Below are 21,240 nucleotides of genomic sequence, written 5' to 3' on the forward strand. Positions count from 1 at the left end.
GGCGAGCGCGAAAGCGAGCCCAGCAGCGTGGAGCCGGTCGCCGTCATCAGCGCCAGCCAGAGCGTGCGCCAGGCTGTCCCGCAGCTGCCGCCCGCCAGACAGGAGAGGCTCCAGATTGAGGGATCCTGCAGGTTAGCTAACAGGCCATCGGGCTGAAAGCTGCCGTCAACATCCTGTACGGAGACCACAAACATACTCAGCACCGGATAGAGCACAAATACGCTGACCAGCGCGGTGATCAGCACCAGCGCCGCCACAACAAACGCATCCCCTCTCAGCACGCCGCGCTCGGCCAGCGCAAAGGCGAAAAGCAGCAGAAAGGTGGTCAGCAGTAAAATTGCGCCAGCTCCCATTGCAGGCTGCCCCTGTTCCAGCGTGCCAAACTGATTCTCCAGCCACAGCCAGCTCCAGCCGCTGTAGCCAATGGCATGGCCCTCAATCACCAGAAACAGAATCCCCAGCGCGCTGAATAACAGCAGCAGCGCGCTGCGCTGTCTGCCCGGCATCAGGCCACTGACACCGCATAACAGCCAGAGGGTCAGCGCGCCCCACAGCCACGGATGTGCCGCGAGCTGCCACAGCGCCGGCGCGCTGGCCTCATCACGCCAGAGCGACAGGATCCAGCCGGTATCAAAAAAACCCGCTTCCAGGCTGTACCAGGGCAGCAGCGCCAGCGCTACGGCCCCCGATAGCAGAGCGCCTGTCAAACGGCGATTATGTGCATTCATATAACACCTCGAACGGGAGGGAGCGGGCTGGCGCGATCTGCACCAGCCCGGAATATCTGTCTGCATAGATGGGCTTACTGCGCGCCAGAGCCGATCTCTTTATCCCAGCGGCCGAGCAGCGCTTTACGTTTGGCCGTATCGCCATAGGTTTTGAAGTCGTAATCGATCAGTTTGATGTTCTCAAAACGCGGCGCATATTCTGAGATTTCCGCAGTGCGGTTAGAGGGCAGCTGGAATGACTTCGCCTCTTTCATATGCGACTGCGCTTCTGCGCTGAGCGCCCAGTCATACCAGACTTTGGCATTGGCCAGATTGCGTGCGCCTTTCACAATTGACATCGAGCCGATTTCGTAGCCGGTGCCTTCACACGGCGCAACGGTTTTTATCGGGAATCCATCAACCTGCATGGCGACGGCATCGTGCATAAACACAATACCGACCGTCGCTTCACCGCGCGCTGCGGCTTTCACCGGTGCCGAACCCGATTTGGTATATTGTGAGATATTGGCATTGAGTTTTTTCAGATAATCAAAAGCCTTGTCCTCACCCATAATCTGCACCAGCGTGGCCAGCGTGTTGTATGCCGTGCCGGATGAATTCGGATTAGCGATCTGAATTTCGCCTTTAAAGGCCGGGTCAAGCAGGTCCGCCCAGCAGGTGGGTTCTTTCAGTTTTTTCTCTGCCAGCAGTTTCGTGTTGTATCCCCAGCCCAGCGCCCCCGCATAGATCCCCACGGTGCGATAACCGGCATTTTCCGCCTGTTTCTGTGCCCATGGCTGCTGCTGATCGAGCAGCGGTGATTTGTAGACCTGCGTCAGTCCTTCCGCCGCCGCCTGCATATGCGGATCGCCGGTGCCGGCCCACCAGATATCGGTACGCGGATTACGCGCTTCACTGCGCAGACGAGCGTAGGCTTCACCGGCTGACAGCCGCACCATGCTCACTTTGATGTCAGGATGGCTCTGGCTGAAAATACGCGTCATCTGTTCGCACACCACGACATCCGCTGAACAGATCATATTAAGATTGCCTGCAGCTGAGGCGGTTATCGGCAGGCCAGCCGCTGAGAGGGTGAGAGCAACGGCAAGGGATAGGGTTCGCATAGTAGTCTCCTGTCGGGCAGAGGGTGCGCATTAATTGTTATTTGCACGTGTGTGCAAATTAGTAACGGACAGAAAATAGGCTGTCAAACGCTGTACTCTGCAATTGACTGCCTGCGTCACAAAAATGCAACATTTAAGCCGAAGGATAATTTGCACAGCTTTGCAATTTGCGGCAGACTCAGTTAAGCGACGGGAGTTGAGGATGTAACCATGCATAACGATAAAGCGGGCGTCAGCGCGCAGGATGTGGCAGCGCGGGCCGGAGTCTCCCGGTCAGCCGTTTCACGTGCTTTTACGCCGGGTGCCAGCGTCTCTGCCGCTACGCGGGCCAGAGTAATGAAAGCCGCAGAAGAGCTGGGGTATCACGTAAATCATCTGGCACGCGGCCTGGTGCGTAACCGCAGCGGCATTGTCTGTCTGATTGTCTCAGAGATCGCCACGCCCTACCGCGCGACGCTGGTGCGCTGGCTGACACAATTTTTGCAGGAGGCGGGCAAAGTGGCGATGGTGATCAATACCGATCGCTCTGACAGCAGCGTGTCGGCCGCGCTGCTGCAGGCGATCAATTTCCGCGCCGACGCCTCGATTATCCTGTCAGGCATGCCGGACCGTGCCATCACCGCCCAGTGCTACCGGCACGGACAGCGCATCATTCTGATTAACCGCGATGAAACGCTGCCAGGCTCGCTCAGCATTCATCTGGACGCGCAAAGCGCTGCTGAAACCGCCGTTATGGCCTTTCAGCGCGCGGGCTGCCGCCATCTTGCCTTTGCTAACTCGCTGGCCGGCACGCCCAGTCTGCAGAAGCGTGAAGCGGCGTTTCTGGCCGTTGCGGATGCCGCTGGCCTGCACGTTACCGTTGAGAGGTTTGGGACAACCTCATATGAGAGCGGACAAATTCTGGCACACCGTCTGCTGACGCGCGCGCAGCGGCCTGATGCGATATTTTGCGTGACAGACCTTATCGCCTGCGGCGTGATGGATGAAGCGCGTCACCGCTTCCGGCTACGGGTGCCAGACGATCTCTGCCTGTTCGGCTATGACAACATTGCGCAGGCGGGCTGGGCGTCCTATAACCTGACAACCTTTGCACAGCCAGTAGAGCAGTTTGCACGTGACGCCGTGGCCTGGCTTAGCGCCACGGAATCGGGCGAGCATGGTGCCTCCGGTACGGATGGAGAGCCGCCCGCGTCGCGTCTTTATCAGGCAGAGGTGATCTGGCGCGGCTCGGTGCGCGGCGGATGACGCCGCGTCAGCCGGGCTGACTACTCATGCAGCGCCAGCCCTTTGATCGCTTTGTCGACCGCTTTTTTCGGACCAAAAAGCGCCAGGCCAACCAGATTCATCTCCTGCGCGTTTTCTGCCAGAAACACCTCGCGGTTAGCCGCGTCGTTGCCGGTAGAAAACATCGCTTCTACATAGGGTATCAGCGTCAGTTCACGCTCCAGCCCCTGGCGATGCGCGCGCTGCAGGCCAGCGAGATTGCCGGAAAACACCCGCATCGGCTGTCCGGCGATCCGGCCATAGTGACGTCCCTGCGCATCGATGTAGGGTTCCCCCAGCATCTCCGGTGCCCCGGCGGCAAGGCCGGTAGCGATAAACGCCACCACGTTCAGACGCTGCCAGGTGGCTAAATCATCGCGTACGATCAGGGCAATTTTGGTGTCAGACATGGCATAACGCTCTCTTCAGAAAGGAAAACGCTATCATTCCTGATGCGGCGGTGCGCCGTATAGAACGTTTGTGCACGCCCGCTGATAGGCCGCCGGCGTCATATGCCAGGCGCGCCGGAACCAGCGGCCGAGATGACTCTGATCGGCAAACCCGGTGCGGGCAGCGACTTCAACCGGTGCCACGCCCTGCGCCAGCAGCGCGCGCGCCGCGCGCAGCCGCAGGCGCACCAGATAAGCGTGCGGCGACTGACCAAACGCCTGCCGGAACTGGCGCGTCAGGCGAAAACGATCCAGCCCGGCAAGACGCGAGAGTTCGTCGAGTCCGATATCCTGTGCCATAAAATCATGCAGATAGTCGCGCAGCAGCAGCATCTGACGCTGTGCCGCCGTCTCAGGCCGCTCCGGACGCCGTTCAAGATGCCGCGACAAAAGCGTTATCAACTGCTCCAGCGTCTGATCGCGCGCCAGACGCCCTTCGCGCTGGTGAATGGCATACCACGCCTCTTCAGTGGCGCGGGCAAGCTGCACGTCATCCGTCAGCGTATGCCGGAATGCGCCGCCGATCCGGGCGATATCTCCCTGTCCGCGCTGCTGCATCATGTCAGCCACCCACGGCTGCGGCAGGTAAAGCATGACATAGGTAAAACCCGCAGCCTCCGGCGCGTGGCCATCATGCACCGCGCCCGGTTCAATAAGAATGACGCGGCCGGGGGTGCTGGTATGCAGTGCGCGACGGCAGTTAAAGCGCTGCAGTCCCTGCCGGGTCACCCCGACCAGCAGCTCATCGTGATCGTGTGCGTCGTAAGCGTGACCGCTGAAGTGGGCGTTGATACTCTCAATGCCGGTCTCCTGGTCGCGTCGCAGCTCAACCCAATCTTTATTTTCTGACATAGTCTCGTCCCTTCCGGCAGCGGTGCAGATTATCTGGCTACAGCGTGCGGGTAAAATCAGGCGGCCGCAAGCGCAGTGAGCCACGCTATCAGCGCCCGGGCGTCGGGCTGCTGCAGCGTGCGCTGCGGCCAGGCGAGATAGTAGGGCTTACTGAGCGGCAGGCTGAAGCTATCTGCGATCGCCAGATCGCCCCGCGCCAGCTCAGCGGCAATAAGACGCCGCTGACCCAGCAGCAGCCCGGCCCCCGCAACCGCAGCATCTATCGCCAGCGACGTGAGGTTAAAGGTGAAAGCGGGCTGCTGCGCGGGTTCGCCGTGGCCGCGCGCCTGCAGCCAGCTTTGCCAGTCCGGCAGAAAACGCCCCTCATTGCCCCAGTCGAGATGGATCAGCGGCGCCTGGTTAAATAGCCGATCGCGCGGGAAGCGCTGCAGCAGCGCCGGGCTGGCTACCGGCAGCACCTCGTCATGAAACAGCCGCTGTTTCTCCAGCTGCGGATAGCGATCGTCACCGAATACGATAGCGAAATCAGCCGGCGTGGCGCTGAAGTCGACCTGTGCATGGGTGCCATGCAGGCAGAGGTCGCTCGCGGGACAGCACGCGCGCCAGTGGTTCAGCTGCGGCATCAGCCACTTTGACGCCAGCGCCGGCAGTGCGTACAGAGTCAGCGCAGGCCGGCTGGCCGCCTGGCGCAGACTGAGCTGTCCCATCCGCAGGATATCAAACGCTTCTGAAACATAGCGCAGATAGGCCCGGCCGCTCTCTGTCAGCATGACCCCGTTTTGCGTGCGCACAAACAGAGCGTGACCCAGCAGCGTCTCCAGCTGGCGGATCTGCTGGCTGATCGCCGCCGGCGTCAGCGCCAGGTGCGCGGCTGCTTTTGCAAGACTGCCCAGCTCTGCAGCAGCTTTGAACGCGAGAATAAGGCTGATCTTTGGCAGACGCGAAGCACTGACGGACATTAACGTTTCCTTAGCAGGGAAGTAATGATTTATCGTTACGCATTCCCGCCGCAGCAACGTAGAGTTTCAGTACACTGTTGCTATCGGGAACCGCACTATGTCTGGATTAATACGTTGTGACCTGCATCCGCTGGCGGACGCTGACTGGCGCGCGCAGTGTCGCGCGCAGCTGGAACAACACGGCGCCCTGGTGCTGCGGCAATTTCTGCAGCCAGCAGCGCTGCAGGCTATCATTACAGAAGGGAACGCGCAGCGCCATCTTGCCTGGCATACGCGCAGCAATCATAACGTCTATCTGCTGAAAACAGACGAGACATTGAGCGCAGACCACCCCCGTAACCGCGATGTCATCAGCACCAAAGGCTGTATTACCGATGAGGCGATCGCTCACGACTCACCGCTGCGTCATCTGTACAACGACACGCTGTTTAAGCAGTTTCTCTGCGACGTGCTGAACGAGAGCGCCCTCTATCCTTATGCCGATCCGCTCTCGTCAATCAACCTGCACTATGCCGCACAGGGTCAGGAGCTGGGCTGGCATTTCGACAACTCCTCCTTTGCCATTACCCTGCTGCTGCAGAAGCCGCAGGCAGGCGGCGTGTTCCAGTACGTACGCGATCTGCGCGATGCTGACGCGGGCGAGATGAACTACGACGGCGTCGCCGCAGTGCTCAATGAAGCCCGCACGCCGGATGCGCTGGCGATTGAGGCGGGCGATCTGGTGCTGTTTCGCGGACGCAATTCGCTTCATCGCGTAACGCCGACCGAAGGTGATATCACCCGCATGCTGGCGGTGCTCGCTTACAATACGCAGCCAGGAATTGCGCTGTCAGAGACCGCCCGCATGACGTTTTACGGCCGGCTGTGACAGCAGCGCCTGCCAGCCGCGCCGGAAAATTTGCTGCGTGCGGAATGCCGTCAGCTCGCGCCAGTCGCGGTCCTGTGGCCAGAACCCCTCAACCAGCTGCTGTTTGAGGGCCTGCCCGGCCGCACTCTGCACATCGCCCTCTAAGTGCAGCCAGTGATCGTCCCGCACCCGCCGGTGCATCTCCTCACCCGCGTAAGTGCCACACTCCACCACCAGCGGCAGGATGGCACCGTGCGGCAGCTGATCCAGCAGAAACTGCGAAACGTAACCGGTGGCCGTTGCCGTGATGCCGGTGGCGCTCTCCTGCCCGCTGCCGGTATCGATCAGCGTCAGCCATTCACCATACAGCTCGCGTCCCCGGGCGTGCACAGGAACTTGCTTCTGCGCAATGCCCAGCAGCATCGGGTGTCCCCATGCGCCTGCGCCGGTATGCAGATCGAAACTCAGGATCTGTTCTGCCCGCAGCAGATGCCCGGTTACGATCTTCTGCAGCGTCTGCTGCGACCAGGTGGCGTGCTTTCCGCCATAAAACAGACCATCAGCGTGCTGATACTGTCCGGCCTCCACCACCCGCTTGATCGCCGGCCAGCCGTCGCGCTGCAGCGCGGCAGCCAGCAGCCGATCCGCCTCTGCCCGCTCGCCGTGATAAAACGCGTGATAGCGTGCATAGTCAGCGTTATCCGGCAGCGGCGCGCTGAACGGAATAAAATTGCGGTTCAGATCGATATTCTCTTCATTGACGCGCCGCAGATGCGCCGCTCCCCACGGGTTCAGCAGATGAATCAGCATCACGGCACACTCTGCCGGTAAGCGGGCCGCATCGAGACTGTTCAGCCACTCTATCTGATTATCCGACCCGTAATATCCCTCCACGCCGTGCGTGCCGGAGATAATCAGCATGACGCGCGAGGCGTGCGGGTTGCCAATCACGGCAAGATCGGTAAACAGCGCTTCACCGGCCGGACCGCATAACGGATGCTGCCAGGTGTGCAGCACCCCTTTTTTATGCTCAACGGCAGCCAGGAAGCGGGCCCGTTGCGTGCGGTAATCGGTCAGGTTATGCATAATTCTCCTGCTGGCAGATAACGGATCCACACATCCCGATCAGGGGTAGACTTTATATTTGAAATACTTCTGCGCCAGACGATCGTAGGTACCGTTGCGGTGCAGTTCTGCCAGAGCCGCATTAATCAGTTTAAGATTTGCGACATCATCTTTGCGCAGCCCGATTCCCACGCCGTTACCTAATACGGCTTTATCGGTCAGGGTCACTTTATTCACATATTTCTTTCCTTCTGCGGTATTCAGGAAGCCCTGATCGGCAGACACCGCATTCGCCAGCGTGCCATCAAGGCGTCCGGCAACGAGATCGGGATAAATCTCCATCTGGTTGGGATAGGAGACCACGCTGACGCCTTTGGGTGCCCAGTAAGTCTGCGCGTAGGTTTCCTGAATAGTCCCCTGCGCTACGCCGATGTTTTTACCGCGCAGCGTGGCGATATCATCAGTCAGGGCGCTGTCAGCCGGGGTGATGAGCGCGCTGGGGGTGACATAAAGCATATCGCTGAATGCAACCTGCTCGCGTCGTTTCTCCGTCATCGACATGGCTGACAAAATCGCGTCAAACTTCTTTGCCTGCAGCGCCGGAATAGAGCCATCAAAGCCAATCTGAACCCATTTGCAGCTCACTTTGGCCTGGGCACAAATGGCGTTGCCGAGATCGATGTCAAACCCCTGCAGCGAGCCATCGCTGGCTTTGGATTCAAAAGGGGGAAAGGTGGGATCGACGCCAAAACGCAGCGTCTGTTGCGCCGCGGCTGACTGAATAACGCAGTACGAGAGCAGCAGAGCCAGTGAAATTCGCTTATACATAATTCTCTCCGGAAGGCTGAAAGCACAGAGAGCAGTCATATCATGACCCGCAGCATTCAGCCAGAGCGGCAGCCACGATTTGCAGAGCAAATTCTTATAATAGTTAGGGGGTTAGCGAAAATTACGACGGCCATCAGATTAGCTTAAGGCAGCGGGTGACGTTTTCCTGACTGAAACCCGGCACGAAGCGGCCGCTCCGTGCCGGGTGAATCACGTTATCAGAAACCGCTAAGCACCAGCTTGCCGCGCGCGCGTCCGCTCTCAATCAACGCATGCGCTTTGCGCAGGTTAGCCGCATTGATGCTGCCGAGATGCTCCCCGGCGGTGGTCTGCAGGGTGCCATCATCAATCAGCTGGCTGATACGCTGCAGAATCTCATGCTGGCGCTGCATATCCGGCGTTTCAAACAGCGAGCGCGTAAACATCAGCTCCCAGTGTAATGAGATCGCTTTACGCTTAAGCGGCATGGCATCCAGCGTCTCAGGATCGTCAATCAGCGCCAGCTTGCCCTGCGGCGCCAGCACCTCAATCAGCTGCGTATAGTAGCTGTCGGTATGGGTCAGCGACGCAACATACTTCACCGTGTCGATGCCGAGCGCACGCAACTGCTCCGCCAGCGGCTGGTGATGATTGATAACGTGATGCGCGCCCTGCTGCTGCACCCACTCTTCAGTCTCAGGACGGGATGCCGTACCGATAATTGTCAGCCCGGTGAGTTTGCGTGCCAGCTGGGTGAGAATAGAACCGACTCCCCCGCCCGCGCCCACAATCAGCAGCGCTGCGTTCTCATCCGCCTGCACCTCAAGACGGTCAAACAGCAGCTCCCACGCGGTGAGTGACGTCAGCGGCAGCGCAGCCGCATCGGCGTCGCTCAGGGAGCGCGGTTTGTGGCCGGCGATGCGCTCATCCACCAGACCATACTCTGCATAGCTGCCGGCCCGGCTGATATCGCCGGCATAAAACACCTCATCGCCCGGGCGGAACAGCGTAACCGCTTCACCCACCGCCTCTACCACACCGACGGCATCCCAGCCCAGAATGCGCGGCTGCTCAGTGGCGGCACCTTTACGTACTTTGGTGTCGACCGGATTCACCGCAATGGCATTGATTTTGACCAGCAGATCGCGGGCGCCGGGCTGAGGTTTGGCAACGTCAGCGTCATACAGCGCATTTTCATCCGAAATGGGTAAGCCGTTCTGACTATAAACAATGGCTTTCATGCCTTATCTCCATGGTGATTGACAGATTTTCTGAATACCCATCAAGCATAGCGGGCAATGGCGCATGGAAAAATCGACGTTGCAGGGGAAGACTTTCACTCGTAGAGTGAAAATCCGGTTTGCCAGGTAAAAACGTCATGGTTCGTCTCGAAGATATTACGCTGTTTGTCCGCTCAGCTGCGCTGGGCAGCTTCTCCCGTGCCGCGCGCGAAGCAAACCTGCTGCCGGGTCAGGTCAGCGCGGCGATTCAGCGGCTGGAGCGCGATCTCGATCGTCGCCTGTTTGCGCGCTCAACGCGCAGTCTGCGGCTGACCGCCGAAGGTGAGCGCTATCTGCCTTTTGCACAGGAGATGCTGGCGCTGATGCAGGCAGGTGCAGAGAGTCTGCAGCGTCATGACGACGAACTGCGCGGTGAACTGAAAATTGCGATGCCATCCGATATCGGGCGGCATATCCTGCTGCCGTTACTGACCCGTTTCTGCCGTCAGCATACCGGATTGCAGCTGCGCCTTTCACTCTCCGATCAGGTCAGTAACGTCTTCCGCGATCCGGTAGATATCGCTATTCGCTACGGCAAATTAGAGGAGAGCAGCTACGTTGCGCTGCCGCTGGCTGAAAATAACCGGCGGGTACTGGTCGCATCACCCGATTATCTTATTGAACATGGCCGGCCTGCCGCGCTGACCGATCTCACCCGCCATCACTGTCTGCCGTTTATGATGGGAGGCCACGTATATGATAAATGGAGCTTTCCGCAGGCGGAGGGCGCGCAGCTTATCACGGTAAAAAGCCGCCTTATGTGTGATGACGCGGAAGTCGCACGCCGCTGGGCGCTGGCAGGAATGGGTATCGCCTATAAGTCCTGGCTGGATGTGGCTGAGGATGTACATCAGGGGAGGCTGGAGTTGATTCTGCCTGAGGTAAAAGGTGAGGCGACGCCACTGCATCTGATCTGTCCGCACCGCAGGCAATTCTCGCCAGCGATTCGCGCCCTGCACCATCACTTACGTGAGCATCTGCAAAACAGCGTGTCGCTGCCGGGCAAAGATTAATGAGTGAGCCAGCGGTTAACCGCTATTCTCACGCTTATCAGCGCCAGCATCACGAATAATCCCGTTCGGATTCCTCTCTATTCTCTTCTGCATTTACGCTATCAAACCAGAGCCGGTCAGCTTTTCCTGACGCGTAACCCTTGTCCGCCTCCGGTTTAAGATGGCCTGGCATGGTATTCTTATTCTGAATCAGTAATAGTAAGCCACAGCACATATTTGTCAGGCTAACTATTCAGGATAGATAATGTCTTATTCCAGACCCCGATCGCGCAACCTGCTCACACACCTCGTGCTGTTTATTGTGGTAATCAATGTCATTGATGTTATTCATGCGCTGCTGAGCTGATGTCAGACAGCCAGATGAATATCGCGGGAGGGAGCGGTGCTGCAGCACCGCACTTTCTCAGGAGTTATCGGGAGGCGTACTGCTTTCACTGAACTGCGGACGCTGGCGGGTCACTGAATAAACCACATGTTTCGGCTTAGCCGTATCCGTGGTGATATCAACGCCCGGAATGGTGACTTTGCCAAAACCAAACAGCGTCTGTACATAGCCGCCGATTTCATGCTTGCCTGCCGCCACGCGGATCTCTTTATTCTCACCTTTTTTCAGCATGCCCGCTTCCTGGCCGTCAACGGTAACATACACTGCCGATCCATCATCCGTGCGCGTAACCAGGTGTGAAACGTTGATTACCGTAGGTCCGCTGGCAAAGGGCGTGTCGGTGTTGCTGTTCTCAATCGGTGCGGCAGCACTCACCTCTGCCGGCGCGGTGCTGGCAGTCTCATCAGCGTGATGACGGGCGCAGCCGGTAAGCAGTAAGGCAGCGGTTAAAGAAGCCAGTGTAAAACGTGAAAGCATTGTGACGATCATCCCTTAGCAAAATGAGAAGCGTTTAGTTTAGCGTGGCTTTTCATGTGATAACAGTCACAGGATTCCAGTATTTTCCGAAAAACCTGCCGCCGGCTAACTGCTGCTGGCCGCCAGAATCGCCAGGTCCGTATAGCCCCGCTCCGCCAGCTCGCTGGCCGCCTGTGCGGCGCGTATACCGCTGGCGCAAACCAGCACGATGCGCCGCCCAGCGGGTGGCTGCCAGGCCGCCAGATCTGCCGGCAAAATACGCTCAGCCTGGCTTGCCACGCTGTGGGGCGCTTCATCCCGGCTGCGTAGCTCGACAATACAATCTGCCGGGGTAAGCAGCGAGCAGTCGATAAAGGGCACGCCCGGCACGACAGGCTCCTGCGCTTCATCAAAGCGAAACGCGCGAAAGTGCCAGTTCACAAAATCGCAGTTGACCAGTAATCCCAGCGGAGACGGCTGCAGATCAAGCAGCACCGTAAGCGCCATCTGCGCCTGTATCGCGCCAAGCGCGGCCACAGCCGGCCCCATCACCCCTGCCGTGTTGCAGCTGGCAGCCGTACGCGGCAGCCGGGGAAACAGCGCCCGGTAGCTGGGCGCACCTCCGCAAAATCCGCCCGCATAGCCCTGCCGGCCCAGCACTGAAGCGCTGATAAACGGTGTACCGGTCGCATAGCAGGCGTCTGAAAGCTGCCAGGTCACGGCAAAATTGTCGGCCGCGTCGATGACCAGCGAACAGTCAGCCATAGCCTGCGCGATGTTGCTGGCCGTCAGGGCCTGTGCGCAGGTTTCGATATTGACCTCAGGATTGCGCTGCGTCAGCGCCTGACGCGCGCTGAGCACTTTTGACTGCCCGATATCCTGCTGCGTAAAGAGCGTCTGGCGATGCAGATTATGCAGCGCCACTTCATCGGCATCATAAATACGTAGCGTCCCCACGCCGGCCCCCACCAGCTGCGGCAGAAGCGTCGCGCTCAGACCGCCCGCGCCGGCTACCAGCACGCGCGCCTGCGCCAGCTTACGCTGCCCTGACGCACCAATTTCCGGCAGTATCATCTGTCGCTGATAGCGTTCCATCCTGTTCTCCTCAGCTTAGTGTGGCCAGACCGAATACCGGCGTTGATGCCATCGCCATATCGCGCTTTTCCATCAGCCCTGCCTCACAGGCGCTGCGCCCCGCAGCAATGGCCTGGCTGAACGCCGCTGCCATGCGGATGGGATCGCCCGCTTTCGCGACGGCGGTATTAAGCAGAATGCCGTCAAAGCCCAGCTCCATCGCCTGCGCCGCCTGGGAAGGAGCACCGATCCCGGCATCGATAATCAGCGGCGTATCCGGGAACCACGCCCGCATGGCGCGCAATCCGTCAATATTACGCAGGCCCTGCCCTGAGCCAATCGGTGCGCCCCAGGGCATCAGTAGCTCGCAGCCGGCAGCCAGCAGTTTCTCGCCAACAATCAGATCTTCCGTGGTATAGGGAAATACGCTAAATCCTTCAGCACACAGGATGCGTGCGGCTTCCACCAGCGCAAACGGATCGGGCTGCAGCGTATCGGCATGCCCAATCACCTCAAGTTTGATCCAGGCCGTATTGAACAGCTCACGCGCCATATGCGCCGTGGTTACCGCCTCTTTCACCGTGTGGCAACCTGCGGTATTGGGCAGTACGCGAACGTTAAGGCTGGCCAGCAGGTCGCGAAACGCGGCACCCGCACTGCCCTCCCGCCGCAGGCTTACGGTAATAATTTCACTGCCCGCCGCCGCTATCGCCTGCTGCAGAATGGCCGGTGACGGATACCCTGCTGTACCCAGCAGAAAGCGCGATGCGCCCGTAAAGTCGTAAAACATGCGTTACCCTCCCTGCATCGGTGACAGGACTTCCAGCTGGCAGCCTGCCGCAAGCGGCTGACGGGAGTAAGCGCTTCTGGGCACGAAGTTGCCATTCAGCGCTGTCGCCACGCAGCTGGCGTCGATTTGCTGCTCCTGCAGCAGTTCGCTGACTGTCTGCGCCTGGGTTTCAACGATCTGTCCGTTAAGCTGGATTTGCATAAGGGGTCTCCTGAATCAGTTGTTGCATCAGCTGCTCTGCCAGCATCGGCGCCAGCAGAAAGCCGTGGCGATACATGCCGTTAAGATAATAAATACCGTTTTCATAACGAATTTCGGGCAGGTTATCCGGCCAGGCGGGCCGCAGGCCGCTGGCGCTCTCGATAATGCGCGCTTCAGCCAGCGCCGGATGTATCGCCCAGGCGGCGCTCAGCAACTCCATCATGGCGCGGGCGCTGATCGCGCTGTCATCATCGCTCTCGATCATGGTGGCACCCAGCATAAAGCAGCCGTTACGCCGCGGAACCAGATAGCAGGGAAAACGCGGATGCAGCAGACGAAGTGGCCGCGAAAAGTGCAGATCCTGACTCTGTAAGATGATCATTTCACCGCGCACGGCCCGCAACGAGGGCAGCGCGTCGCGGGCATGAATGCCACGACAATCGATGATCTGTCCGGAAGGCGCGGAGTGATGGAACGTTGCACCGTGCGCCTCAAGCTTCTGGCGCAGCTCAGTGAGCGCCAGCCGGGGATCAAGATGTGCTTCGCCCGCAAACAGCAGCCCCCGTGCGAAGCGATCCTCCAGCGCCGGCTCTACCTCTGCCGGATTGACCCACTGATGCGCGTGAGTCAGGCGCGCAAAACGGTTCAGCTCCTGACTGTCGCGTGGCGGAGCCAGCACCAGCGTGCCCTGATGCTCAACGCAGCTTACGCGCGGCTGCCACCAGCGAGCGGCATGCTGACCCAGTGAAATAACGTCGGCGGGGGCGCTTTCTGCTTCACACCAGGGTGCCAGCATGCCACCGGCATACCAGGATGCGGGCAGACGCTGCGCGTCATCGATGACTTCAACAGATTCACCGCGCTCCACCAGCAGGGTTGCCACGCATAGCCCGCTGACGCCTGCGCCTAACACGCTCCAGCGGCTCATTGTCGGTTTTCCGGATAAAAAATAAGGGTCACATCGGCCTCTCAGTGTTGACTGAGACCCGCGGATACAGGAAGGGAGATAAGGAGGTGCAGCCGTTTGCTGCAACATCCCGGACGGCACCGGTCTGGCGCCCTCAGTCTTCCTACGCCAGTATCAACTGGGTCAGGTTCAAAGGGTCGCTGAACCGCGCGGTTGCGCTATCAGCCTCTCAGTCTCTGTGGCGAGACTCCCCCGACATCTTTAGTTTTATTCAAGCCGCATCACGCCGTCAAGGAGAGCCTTTTAAGGCTCTCTTCAGGCGCTTAAATCTTGCACTGCAAAAAACGACTGTTTACGGTTTCTCAACACTTTTAAACAATAACTTAGAAGCCGTTTTGAACGCGGTTTTCTGGCTTATCGGCGTCTGAGACCAGAAATCAGATCACATTAAATTAATATATTTTCTACGGAAAACAGCGAATGTAATGCCACGTTTACGTCTGGGATCATGAAAGACTCAAAGCCTTAATTCGTCGCGGCGAGGGCTTTGGCTGCTTCCTGTGGGTCGGTAATGCTGCGGTAATAAACTTTGCCGAAGGTGCGATCGGGCACGCCACCCAGCTCGATCCCGGTCATTGTTTCATGCATGAATTTAGCCCATAAAAAACCCGCTCGGGACGGGTGTGTTTTTATCAGAACGTTTTCATCGGAATGTAATCTGAACAATATCGAATAATTTTTTCATCATCCGTGATTAAGGTCAGCGCCTCCATGTTCGCCTGAGCAACGATCAGCCGGTCAAACGGATCGCCGTGCATATCACGAGGCAAACGTTTAAGACTTACGGTGTGATGTGATGAAATGGGAAGTTCGTTATAACCGTTTGCGAGCAAGCCGCGCAAAATCTCCTCTGGATCAACCGTAAAATGAGGTTTACCTAACGCGAATTTTATGGCGATTTCATGAATAGATGCGGCGGAAAAATATAGCTCGTTTAAGGGATCAACAATCAGATCGAAACAGGCTTGCGGAAGACGCTTAGAGTCTGCGCAAGCCCAGATAAGATAGTGAGTATCAAGAAGATAGCGATTAAAGATGTTCCGCGTTCTTACAGGACTAGTCATTGCCACCTTCAAACATCGACTGGATTTCATCTGACATGAAATCGTTGAAATTATCAGGAATGGCATACTTTTTATGATCTAAAAAGCCAACACGGTTTAACAGAGGCGCTGATTTATAAGGAACTATCATGGCTATCGGATCGCCGTGGTTAGCAATGATGAAACTTTCACCGCTACTCGCTGAACTCAAAATCTGAGAGTAACGAGCTTTCGATTCGGCTACATTCAGGACTTTCATATTAACCTCATTAATTGCGGTCATGAGGTCATATTATCACCTACCTGATAAAAGTGGTCAAGTGGCCATATTTTATATAAGCAACTGATATTAATACTCTTATTTGATAACCGATGTTTATTCTATGAAATGGATGAATATTCGGGATCGGAAAATTTGCATCGAACAAAGCTAAACAGGGATGAAAATCGTCATTGATATGGCCAACACGCTAATGGGTGCAAAACGTTCAGTCCTGGATGTTCTTGATCAGCTTTGAGCGCTCAGCAACGACTCAGATCGCGTGGTCCCGGCGTTGAGCTTAAATCAGATCATGGTTGCCTTTACCCGCGCACGCGAGAAGACCGGGCTCAAATGGAAAGTTTCAGCGCCAACTTTTCACAAGATTCGCTAGCGTGATTTCGGCCCGAAGATGACATGAAAAACCTGCATCGCAACGGAGTGGATCGCGCTCTCAGCCTATGTTATACACACTCATGTTAATGAAAATGATGAGATTTTACGGATAATTATCCGCCTACTCTACTTTGGCAAATGACGGAAGACTTATGGAACAGATTAGAATCGCCTTTATCAAGGCTGGCTGGCATAAAGATATTGTGAACAATGCGCTGGCAGGATTTGTCAGTGAATTCAATGAGCAGGGCGCAGACAGCGTGCTGAAAACCTATGATGTGCCCGGTGCTTTTGAGATGCCGCTGCTGGCAAAGCGCCTGGCCGAAACCGGTCGTTTTGATGCCATTGTCTGTGCCGCGCTGGTCGTGGATGGCGGGATTTACCGTCACGATTTTGTTGCGCAGGCAGTGGTTGACGGCCTGATGAGCGTGCAGCTCAGTACCAACGTACCGGTGTTTTCTGTTTCACTGACGCCACATAATTTTCAGCCGGTCAATGAACTGGAATCATTTTATACCGAGCATTTTATTAAGAAAGGAAAAGAAGCTGCACGAGCCGTGCTGGCTATCCATCAGCTTAATATTGATTAAGGCTGATAAAGCATTACGTTTGTTCCGCCTGTTTAATAATGGCGTGCAATGCAGAAATAAGCTTATTTACAGGACGCGCAATAATACCATTATGCGCGTCCTGTCATATTTACTGTTTAACGACTTGCTTCATGGCCAATCAATCCGCCAATAGCCGCCCCGCCCAGCGTACCGAAGGTACTGCCGCCGGTCAGCACAGCACCGCCCAGGGCGCCGACACCAGCACCAATTGCGGTATTTTTACCACGATGAGACATGCCGCTGCATGCGGTAACAGACAAAGCCAGCACCAGTACGGCGGCAATATTAAAGCTGCGTTTTAAAGTCATCAAAATCCTCATTACCATTTAATAATGGAATGCAATCAGGTTAATGTTGTTAGTTATTTGATCGCCCTTTGCCAGCAGGCGGCATGGGTCTCAGGATGCGAATTTAAAGTGCTGCAGAAATTTAAGAAAGGTAAAAATTCTTATTTTAGTCTGGCCCTGTCCGGGTTCCGAATTAAGCGCTGATAAAACAGCCAATGGTGAAGAAATAATGGAGAATAGTTATGAATAAAGGGTAGCGCGCCGCAGCACGCTACCCTTTTTGGCTATTAACGCTGAGGATGATTCACTTCAAGCGGACGCAGATCAAACACCAGCACCTCGGCATCATTACCGTTCGCAAAAGTCAGCGCCGTTTCATTACGCACCCGCGCGCCGTCGCCCGTGCTGAAGCGCACGCCGTTAACCTCAATACTGCCGCGCGCAACATGAATATAGGCGTAGCGATCGGCTGCCAGCGTCAGCGTCTGCTGCTCATTATCGTTGAACAGGCCGGCATAGGTGCGCATATCCTGTCGCACCTGCAGCGAACCGGACTCGCCCTGCGGCGAGACAATCAGGCGCAGTTTGCCGCGCTTATCCTGTTCCGCCACGGAAACCTGCTGATAGCCTGGCGCGGTATTGCGCTCTGCCGGCACAATCCAGATCTGCAGAAAATGCACGTTGTCGCTTTTCGAGTGATTAAACTCGCTGTGCGTCACGCCGCTGCCAGCGCTCATCAGCTGCACATCACCCGGCACGATAACAGAACCGGTACCCATTGAGTCTTTGTGCTCCAGAGCACCTTCCAGCACATAGGAGATGATCTCCATATTATTGTGCGGATGGGCACCAAAGCCGCGACCGGGTGCAACCTGGTCGTCGTTAATCACCAGCAGATCAGAGAAGCCCACCTGCTGTGGATCGCGGTAGCCTGCAAAGGAAAAGGTGTGGCGTGAATACAGCCAGCCGTGATCGCCAGTGCCGCGCTGATTTGAAAGGCGTTGTTCAATCATGATCTGCTCCTGAATAAGTAAGGGAAACGATTTTGCTTCCTGATGTGATTCAGTATACGTAAACTGATTTGCTCAACAATGTGCTGTCATGACAATCACTGTCACGAATTAGTGGACACTATGCAGATAGACGATCTTCGTATTTACGTTGCTGTTATCCATGCGGGCAACTTCAGTGCAGCCGCTGAACAGCTGATGCTTTCAAAGCAGTATGTCAGCCGCCGCATGGCGGCGCTGGAAGCGGCGCTGGGCACCCGCCTGCTCAACCGGAATACCCGCAAGCTTTCGGTGACAGAAAATGGTCTGCTGTTTGCGCATCACGCACAGCGCATACTGGATGATGTACAGGAAGCGGAACTGGCAGTATCCGGTCGTCATCAGGCTCTGCAGGGTAACTTCCGTCTGAGCGTGCCGATGTCGTTTGGCATTACGCATCTCTCCCCCTACATTGCTGAATTCCTCACGCTGCATCCCGGCCTGCAGTTTCAGGTTGAGCTGGCCGATCGCCATGTCGATATGGTGGGAGAAGGATTTGATATGGCTATTCGCATCGGCACCCTGCCCGACTCCAGCCTGATCGCACGCAGGCTGGGCGAATTCCGGCGGCTGATCTGCGGCAGCCCTGCCTATCTTCAGGGCGCCGGAGCGCCGGAGACGCCTGCGGAACTGTCGCTGCACCGCTGCCTGCGCTACGGCCGGGAAAGTCAGCAGGGCTGGGAGCTGTTCAGGGACGGGCAGCGCAGCGTCGTGGCAGTTCAGGGGCCGATGGTCAGTAATAATGGTGAAATGCTGCGCGATGCGGCGATTGCCGGGCTGGGGCTGATCCTGCTGCCGGAATTTATCGTGGCGCCGGCGCTGGCCAGCGGTGAATTAATACGCGTGCTGGATGCGTGGCAGCCCGCCTCGCTGCACCTTAATGCGCTCTACCCGCAGCATCGCCAGCGCAGCGAGATCCACCGGCAGTTTATTGCGTTTTTACAGCAAAAACTGGCGGCTCAGTGAGCCAGCGCCAGCAGCGCTGCACCCAGCATGCCACCCTGATGAGCATGGCGGCCGGGGATCACCAGCGGCTGCGGCGTACGGCGCAGCACCCGCTGCTGCACCGCCTCGTTAAGGGCAGCTATCAGCGGAACAACGGAGGCCAGCCCGCCGCCGACGGCGACGCAGCTCGCTCCGGTGATGTTAACGGTGTAGGCCAGCGGCTCACTCACCAGCTGGAGCCACGCCTCCAGCGTCTGCTGCGCCTGGTTTTCGTCTGCCTGCCAGCGTGAAACGATCGCTTTGCTGCTGAGCGTTTCATCATGCAGCACGCGGTGCAGGGTTTCCAGACCGCGCGCTCCGCCATAAGTATCAAGACAGCCGCTCTGACCGCACGGGCACGGCTGACGCGGTATGGCAACCGTTTTGCCTGCGATATCAACTTCGCGTAGCGTGATCGGGCCATGTCCCCACTCACCGGTTAAGCCATTCTGACCGGTGATCAGCCGGCCATCTGCAACCAGTCCGCCGCCCACGCCTGAACCGAGGATAGCGCCCAGCACCACTTTATGCCCCTGTCCGGCCCCGGCCAGCGCCTCCGCAACGGCAAAACAGTCGGCATCGTTATGGACCGTGACCGGACGCTGCAGGTATGCGCCAAGCTCCTGCGCCATATGACGTCCGTGAAAGGCAGGTATGTTACTGGCAAACATCTCGCCACTCAGTGGCGCGACAATTCCGGCGGTGGAAACCGCGACCGGGGAGTGCGCGCTGAAATGTGCCTGATGTCTGGCGATCGTATCGCTGACGGTAGCGCAAAACGCTTCCCAGGAGCGGGCGGGCATCGGCTGCTGATCGAGCAGCTGGATCTGCTCAGCCTGCGTCATCACGCCAAGTTTAATAAATGAACCGCCAAGATCGAGGCAGATTACCGGTAAGGCAGGAATAGTCATTGCAGAGTCCGCTGGGTCAGCAAAAAGTTGCTGGCAATGTAAATAAAATAACGCCGGCAGGAAACGGGCCGCACAGGTTTTTTCGCATCGGCGCAATAAACGGCTAAAAGGTATGCAGACGCCGCGCAGGATTACCGGCGCCAGCCTGGCGCATCATCATGCTCATTTCATTAATACCTGAAACTGCGGATTAAACTCATCAAACAGCGGCAGCGCTGCCGCACCCAGCGCGGCGGTATCACTGCCGCTCATTCCGGTCCGTATGCGCGTGGCGGTCAGGTAGCGCCCGCGCACAGACTGGTAAAGCGGCGGCAGGCGCGCAACGATTTTCTCCAGCAGGGCAGCAGGGATCATACCGCCAATAATCACGCTCTCCGCGTCAAAGATGCACTCCAGCATATTGATGGCCTGGCGCAGCGGCGTCAGCGCAGTGGCGATCCACGCGTCAAACAGCTCTGCCGGCACCGCCAGCAAATCGTCCGGCAGCGCGGTCATGGGATCAAGCCCGCAGAATTCATAGGCTGCCTGCAGCGAGACATAGCGTTCCAGGCACCCCTGATTGCCGCAGTAGCAGTCGCGCCCGCCGGGATCCACCACCATATGGCCAACTTCACCGGCGTTATGTGCATCACCGCTGCAGACGTGACCATCAACAATGATACCTGCACCCAGCCCGGTACCGATGTAGAGATAGATAAACGAATTAAGATGGCGCGCCACGCCGTGAAAGCGTTCGCCAATTGCCGCTACCGTGGCATCATTTTCCAGCGTCACCGGCAGCTGACTGAGTGCCGCCAGCTCTCCTGCAATATCGACATCTTCCCAGCCGTGCAGCGTGGTCGGCCCCAGTGAAGAGAGTCCCTCAACGCCAAAGGGCCCTGGCATCACAACGCCGATACCCAGCACTTTGCGCCAGCGCGCACCCAGCTGCGACTTAATCTCATCCAGCACCGAGACGATGCGCGCCAGCGTGGCAGCAGGCTCCGGTTTTTGCACCATAATGAGACGGCGAAAATGAATTTCGCCGGTTAAATCTACCAGCACCATCAGCAGCGTCTGGTGATCAAGATGAATACCGATTGAAAACGCACTGGCCGGATTCAGCGTGACGGGAATAGCGGGCTGTCCGCGTCCCTGACGTCGCGGTCCATGGCTTATCAGCAGTTCCGCCTGTTCAAGTTCTGCGACAATATTAGATACCGTTTGCGCGGTCAGGGCCGTGAGCCGCGCCAGCTCAGCCCGTGTCAGTTCACCGTGCAGGCGAATGGCCTCAATGATCACGCGCCGGTTATGCGCCCGCGCGTGTTCAAGGTTAGTCCCTGATGTTCTCATCGTGCTATTTCCTTTTCGCGCCTGGCCGCTCTGCCACCGCAACAATATCTATGATCGCTGGCACATTTTACAACCTGTTTACCTGACAGCGGCGGGAAAACGTGCAAAGTAGAAGCAGGACCCGCAGCA

The 21,240-nt window shown here is 57.5% G+C and carries 24 protein-coding genes, 1 pseudogene and 1 riboswitch; of the genes and pseudogenes, 5 read left to right on the forward strand and 20 right to left on the reverse strand.

The genetic code is table 11. From position 1 onward, the window contains the following. A pseudogene (locus HA43_RS01275) lies at positions 1–728 on the reverse strand (iron ABC transporter permease); the annotation flags it as partial. Between the two features lie 74 nt (positions 729–802). Then, entirely contained in the window at positions 803–1,831 is a 1,029-nt protein-coding gene (locus HA43_RS01280) for an ABC transporter substrate-binding protein (protein WP_040113596.1), read from the reverse strand. A gap of 210 nt (positions 1,832–2,041) precedes the next feature. Here HA43_RS01280 and HA43_RS01285 point away from each other — a divergent pair, with 210 nt between their 5' ends. Continuing rightward, positions 2,042–3,076, forward strand: coding sequence for a LacI family DNA-binding transcriptional regulator (locus HA43_RS01285; protein WP_094110754.1), 1,035 nt, complete (start codon positions 2,042–2,044; stop codon positions 3,074–3,076). 20 nt (positions 3,077–3,096) lie between these two features. Here HA43_RS01285 and HA43_RS01290 read toward each other — a convergent pair whose 3' ends face one another. From HA43_RS01290 to HA43_RS01300, 3 genes are read right to left on the reverse strand one after another with little or no spacing between them, the layout of a single operon-like run. Further along, positions 3,097–3,504, reverse strand: coding sequence for a DUF2000 domain-containing protein (locus HA43_RS01290; protein WP_040113600.1), 408 nt, complete (start codon positions 3,502–3,504; stop codon positions 3,097–3,099). A 33-nt stretch (positions 3,505–3,537) separates the two neighbouring features. Further along, positions 3,538–4,395, reverse strand: coding sequence for an AraC family transcriptional regulator (locus tag HA43_RS01295; protein WP_094110755.1), 858 nt, complete (start codon positions 4,393–4,395; stop codon positions 3,538–3,540). A gap of 56 nt (positions 4,396–4,451) precedes the next feature. Then, positions 4,452–5,354, reverse strand: coding sequence for a LysR substrate-binding domain-containing protein (locus HA43_RS01300; protein ID WP_094110756.1), 903 nt, complete (start codon positions 5,352–5,354; stop codon positions 4,452–4,454). A 97-nt stretch (positions 5,355–5,451) separates the two neighbouring features. On the opposite strand from HA43_RS01300, the gene HA43_RS01305 reads away from it, so the two are divergent. Beyond that, positions 5,452–6,222: a 2OG-Fe(II) oxygenase family protein gene (locus HA43_RS01305; protein WP_094110757.1), complete on the forward strand. Its 771-nt coding sequence runs from the start codon at positions 5,452–5,454 to the stop codon at positions 6,220–6,222. Here the strand turns inward: HA43_RS01305 and HA43_RS01310 are convergent. The 3 genes from HA43_RS01310 to HA43_RS01320 form a co-directional block, all read right to left on the reverse strand. Continuing rightward, positions 6,184–7,287 carry a DUF2817 domain-containing protein gene (locus HA43_RS01310; protein WP_094110758.1) on the reverse strand — a complete coding sequence of 368 codons (1,104 nt, stop codon included), beginning with the start codon at positions 7,285–7,287 and terminating at the stop codon, positions 6,184–6,186. The genes HA43_RS01305 and HA43_RS01310 overlap by 39 nt on opposite strands. 39 nt (positions 7,288–7,326) lie before the next feature. Next, positions 7,327–8,094: a transporter substrate-binding domain-containing protein gene (locus tag HA43_RS01315; RefSeq protein WP_094110759.1), complete on the reverse strand. Its 768-nt coding sequence runs from the start codon at positions 8,092–8,094 to the stop codon at positions 7,327–7,329. A gap of 218 nt (positions 8,095–8,312) precedes the next feature. Continuing rightward, positions 8,313–9,314: a zinc-binding alcohol dehydrogenase family protein gene (locus HA43_RS01320; protein ID WP_071668389.1), complete on the reverse strand. Its 1,002-nt coding sequence runs from the start codon at positions 9,312–9,314 to the stop codon at positions 8,313–8,315. Positions 9,315–9,451: 137 nt separating this feature from the next. Between HA43_RS01320 and HA43_RS01325 the strand changes: the two genes are divergently transcribed. Further along, positions 9,452–10,366 carry a LysR family transcriptional regulator gene (locus tag HA43_RS01325; protein ID WP_040113614.1) on the forward strand — a complete coding sequence of 305 codons (915 nt, stop codon included), beginning with the start codon at positions 9,452–9,454 and terminating at the stop codon, positions 10,364–10,366. Between the two features lie 403 nt (positions 10,367–10,769). On the opposite strand, the gene HA43_RS01330 is transcribed toward HA43_RS01325, so the two are convergent. From HA43_RS01330 to HA43_RS01360, 8 genes are all read right to left on the reverse strand, one after another. Beyond that, positions 10,770–11,228, reverse strand: a complete 459-nt coding sequence (locus tag HA43_RS01330) for a hypothetical protein (RefSeq protein WP_040113616.1) — start codon at positions 11,226–11,228, stop codon at positions 10,770–10,772. A 105-nt stretch (positions 11,229–11,333) separates the two neighbouring features. Continuing rightward, positions 11,334–12,302, reverse strand: coding sequence for a HesA/MoeB/ThiF family protein (locus HA43_RS01335; RefSeq protein ID WP_094110760.1), 969 nt, complete (start codon positions 12,300–12,302; stop codon positions 11,334–11,336). A gap of 10 nt (positions 12,303–12,312) precedes the next feature. Further along, on the reverse strand, positions 12,313–13,071 hold the full coding sequence (locus tag HA43_RS01340) for a thiazole synthase (RefSeq protein ID WP_094110761.1): 759 nt from the start codon (positions 13,069–13,071) through the stop codon (positions 12,313–12,315). 3 nt (positions 13,072–13,074) lie between these two features. Then, positions 13,075–13,272, reverse strand: a complete 198-nt coding sequence (thiS, locus tag HA43_RS01345; protein ID WP_040113622.1) for a sulfur carrier protein ThiS — start codon at positions 13,270–13,272, stop codon at positions 13,075–13,077. Then, positions 13,256–14,200: an FAD-dependent oxidoreductase gene (locus HA43_RS01350; protein WP_094110762.1), complete on the reverse strand. Its 945-nt coding sequence runs from the start codon at positions 14,198–14,200 to the stop codon at positions 13,256–13,258. The genes thiS and HA43_RS01350 overlap by 17 nt, the downstream gene beginning before the upstream one ends. Positions 14,201–14,322: 122 nt before the next feature. After that, a riboswitch (TPP riboswitch) is annotated at positions 14,323–14,443 on the reverse strand. 261 nt (positions 14,444–14,704) lie between these two features. Beyond that, positions 14,705–14,827: a hypothetical protein gene (locus HA43_RS19285; RefSeq protein WP_255420987.1), complete on the reverse strand. Its 123-nt coding sequence runs from the start codon at positions 14,825–14,827 to the stop codon at positions 14,705–14,707. Positions 14,828–14,871: 44 nt separating this feature from the next. Further along, complete coding sequence (locus HA43_RS01355) at positions 14,872–15,303, reverse strand: type II toxin-antitoxin system VapC family toxin (RefSeq protein WP_052246551.1); 432 nt, start codon at positions 15,301–15,303, stop codon at positions 14,872–14,874. Beyond that, on the reverse strand, positions 15,296–15,541 hold the full coding sequence (locus HA43_RS01360; protein WP_040113898.1) for a type II toxin-antitoxin system Phd/YefM family antitoxin: 246 nt from the start codon (positions 15,539–15,541) through the stop codon (positions 15,296–15,298). The genes HA43_RS01355 and HA43_RS01360 overlap by 8 nt, the downstream gene beginning before the upstream one ends. 548 nt (positions 15,542–16,089) lie before the next feature. On the opposite strand from HA43_RS01360, the gene HA43_RS01365 reads away from it, so the two are divergent. Then, positions 16,090–16,527: a 6,7-dimethyl-8-ribityllumazine synthase gene (locus tag HA43_RS01365; protein ID WP_040113628.1), complete on the forward strand. Its 438-nt coding sequence runs from the start codon at positions 16,090–16,092 to the stop codon at positions 16,525–16,527. Positions 16,528–16,643: 116 nt separating this feature from the next. On the opposite strand, the gene HA43_RS01370 is transcribed toward HA43_RS01365, so the two are convergent. Beyond that, positions 16,644–16,856, reverse strand: coding sequence for a glycine zipper 2TM domain-containing protein (locus HA43_RS01370; protein ID WP_040113630.1), 213 nt, complete (start codon positions 16,854–16,856; stop codon positions 16,644–16,646). A 266-nt stretch (positions 16,857–17,122) separates the two neighbouring features. Then, complete coding sequence (locus HA43_RS01375) at positions 17,123–17,848, reverse strand: pirin family protein (protein WP_094110763.1); 726 nt, start codon at positions 17,846–17,848, stop codon at positions 17,123–17,125. A gap of 120 nt (positions 17,849–17,968) precedes the next feature. Here HA43_RS01375 and HA43_RS01380 point away from each other — a divergent pair, with 120 nt between their 5' ends. Continuing rightward, positions 17,969–18,850 carry a LysR family transcriptional regulator gene (locus tag HA43_RS01380; RefSeq protein ID WP_071668393.1) on the forward strand — a complete coding sequence of 294 codons (882 nt, stop codon included), beginning with the start codon at positions 17,969–17,971 and terminating at the stop codon, positions 18,848–18,850. Here the strand turns inward: HA43_RS01380 and HA43_RS01385 are convergent. Both HA43_RS01385 and HA43_RS01390 read right to left on the reverse strand, forming a co-directional pair. Next, on the reverse strand, positions 18,844–19,779 hold the full coding sequence (locus tag HA43_RS01385; RefSeq protein ID WP_040113640.1) for an ROK family protein: 936 nt from the start codon (positions 19,777–19,779) through the stop codon (positions 18,844–18,846). The genes HA43_RS01380 and HA43_RS01385 overlap by 7 nt on opposite strands. A 162-nt stretch (positions 19,780–19,941) precedes the next feature. Beyond that, the gene (locus tag HA43_RS01390; RefSeq protein ID WP_040113642.1) at positions 19,942–21,111 is read right to left on the reverse strand and encodes an ROK family transcriptional regulator; all 1,170 of its coding nucleotides are present in this window, start codon (positions 21,109–21,111) and stop codon (positions 19,942–19,944) included. Between the last annotated feature and the right edge of the window lie 129 nt (positions 21,112–21,240).

It is taken from the genome of Pantoea eucrina (assembly GCF_002095385.1).
Lineage (GTDB): Bacteria > Pseudomonadota > Gammaproteobacteria > Enterobacterales > Enterobacteriaceae > Pantoea > Pantoea eucrina.

Bases quoted from the DNA above. Each gene is read 5' to 3' on its own strand.
- HA43_RS01280 (WP_040113596.1), bottom strand. From the start codon at position 1,831: ATGCGAACCCTATCCCTTGCCGTTGCTCTCACCCTCTCAGCGGCTGGC.
- HA43_RS01285 (WP_094110754.1), top strand. From the start codon at position 2,042: ATGCATAACGATAAAGCGGGCGTCAGCGCGCAGGATGTGGCAGCGCGG.
- HA43_RS01290 (WP_040113600.1), bottom strand. From the start codon at position 3,504: ATGTCTGACACCAAAATTGCCCTGATCGTACGCGATGATTTAGCCACC.
- HA43_RS01295 (WP_094110755.1), bottom strand. From the start codon at position 4,395: ATGTCAGAAAATAAAGATTGGGTTGAGCTGCGACGCGACCAGGAGACC.
- HA43_RS01300 (WP_094110756.1), bottom strand. From the start codon at position 5,354: ATGTCCGTCAGTGCTTCGCGTCTGCCAAAGATCAGCCTTATTCTCGCG.
- HA43_RS01305 (WP_094110757.1), top strand. From the start codon at position 5,452: ATGTCTGGATTAATACGTTGTGACCTGCATCCGCTGGCGGACGCTGAC.
- HA43_RS01310 (WP_094110758.1), bottom strand. From the start codon at position 7,287: ATGCATAACCTGACCGATTACCGCACGCAACGGGCCCGCTTCCTGGCT.
- HA43_RS01315 (WP_094110759.1), bottom strand. From the start codon at position 8,094: ATGTATAAGCGAATTTCACTGGCTCTGCTGCTCTCGTACTGCGTTATT.
- HA43_RS01320 (WP_071668389.1), bottom strand. From the start codon at position 9,314: ATGAAAGCCATTGTTTATAGTCAGAACGGCTTACCCATTTCGGATGAA.
- HA43_RS01325 (WP_040113614.1), top strand. From the start codon at position 9,452: ATGGTTCGTCTCGAAGATATTACGCTGTTTGTCCGCTCAGCTGCGCTG.
- HA43_RS01330 (WP_040113616.1), bottom strand. From the start codon at position 11,228: ATGCTTTCACGTTTTACACTGGCTTCTTTAACCGCTGCCTTACTGCTT.
- HA43_RS01335 (WP_094110760.1), bottom strand. From the start codon at position 12,302: ATGGAACGCTATCAGCGACAGATGATACTGCCGGAAATTGGTGCGTCA.
- HA43_RS01340 (WP_094110761.1), bottom strand. From the start codon at position 13,071: ATGTTTTACGACTTTACGGGCGCATCGCGCTTTCTGCTGGGTACAGCA.
- thiS (WP_040113622.1), bottom strand. From the start codon at position 13,272: ATGCAAATCCAGCTTAACGGACAGATCGTTGAAACCCAGGCGCAGACA.
- HA43_RS01350 (WP_094110762.1), bottom strand. From the start codon at position 14,200: ATGAGCCGCTGGAGCGTGTTAGGCGCAGGCGTCAGCGGGCTATGCGTG.
- HA43_RS19285 (WP_255420987.1), bottom strand. From the start codon at position 14,827: ATGCATGAAACAATGACCGGGATCGAGCTGGGTGGCGTGCCCGATCGC.
- HA43_RS01355 (WP_052246551.1), bottom strand. From the start codon at position 15,303: ATGACTAGTCCTGTAAGAACGCGGAACATCTTTAATCGCTATCTTCTT.
- HA43_RS01360 (WP_040113898.1), bottom strand. From the start codon at position 15,541: ATGAAAGTCCTGAATGTAGCCGAATCGAAAGCTCGTTACTCTCAGATT.
- HA43_RS01365 (WP_040113628.1), top strand. From the start codon at position 16,090: ATGGAACAGATTAGAATCGCCTTTATCAAGGCTGGCTGGCATAAAGAT.
- HA43_RS01370 (WP_040113630.1), bottom strand. From the start codon at position 16,856: ATGACTTTAAAACGCAGCTTTAATATTGCCGCCGTACTGGTGCTGGCT.
- HA43_RS01375 (WP_094110763.1), bottom strand. From the start codon at position 17,848: ATGATTGAACAACGCCTTTCAAATCAGCGCGGCACTGGCGATCACGGC.
- HA43_RS01380 (WP_071668393.1), top strand. From the start codon at position 17,969: ATGCAGATAGACGATCTTCGTATTTACGTTGCTGTTATCCATGCGGGC.
- HA43_RS01385 (WP_040113640.1), bottom strand. From the start codon at position 19,779: ATGACTATTCCTGCCTTACCGGTAATCTGCCTCGATCTTGGCGGTTCA.
- HA43_RS01390 (WP_040113642.1), bottom strand. From the start codon at position 21,111: ATGAGAACATCAGGGACTAACCTTGAACACGCGCGGGCGCATAACCGG.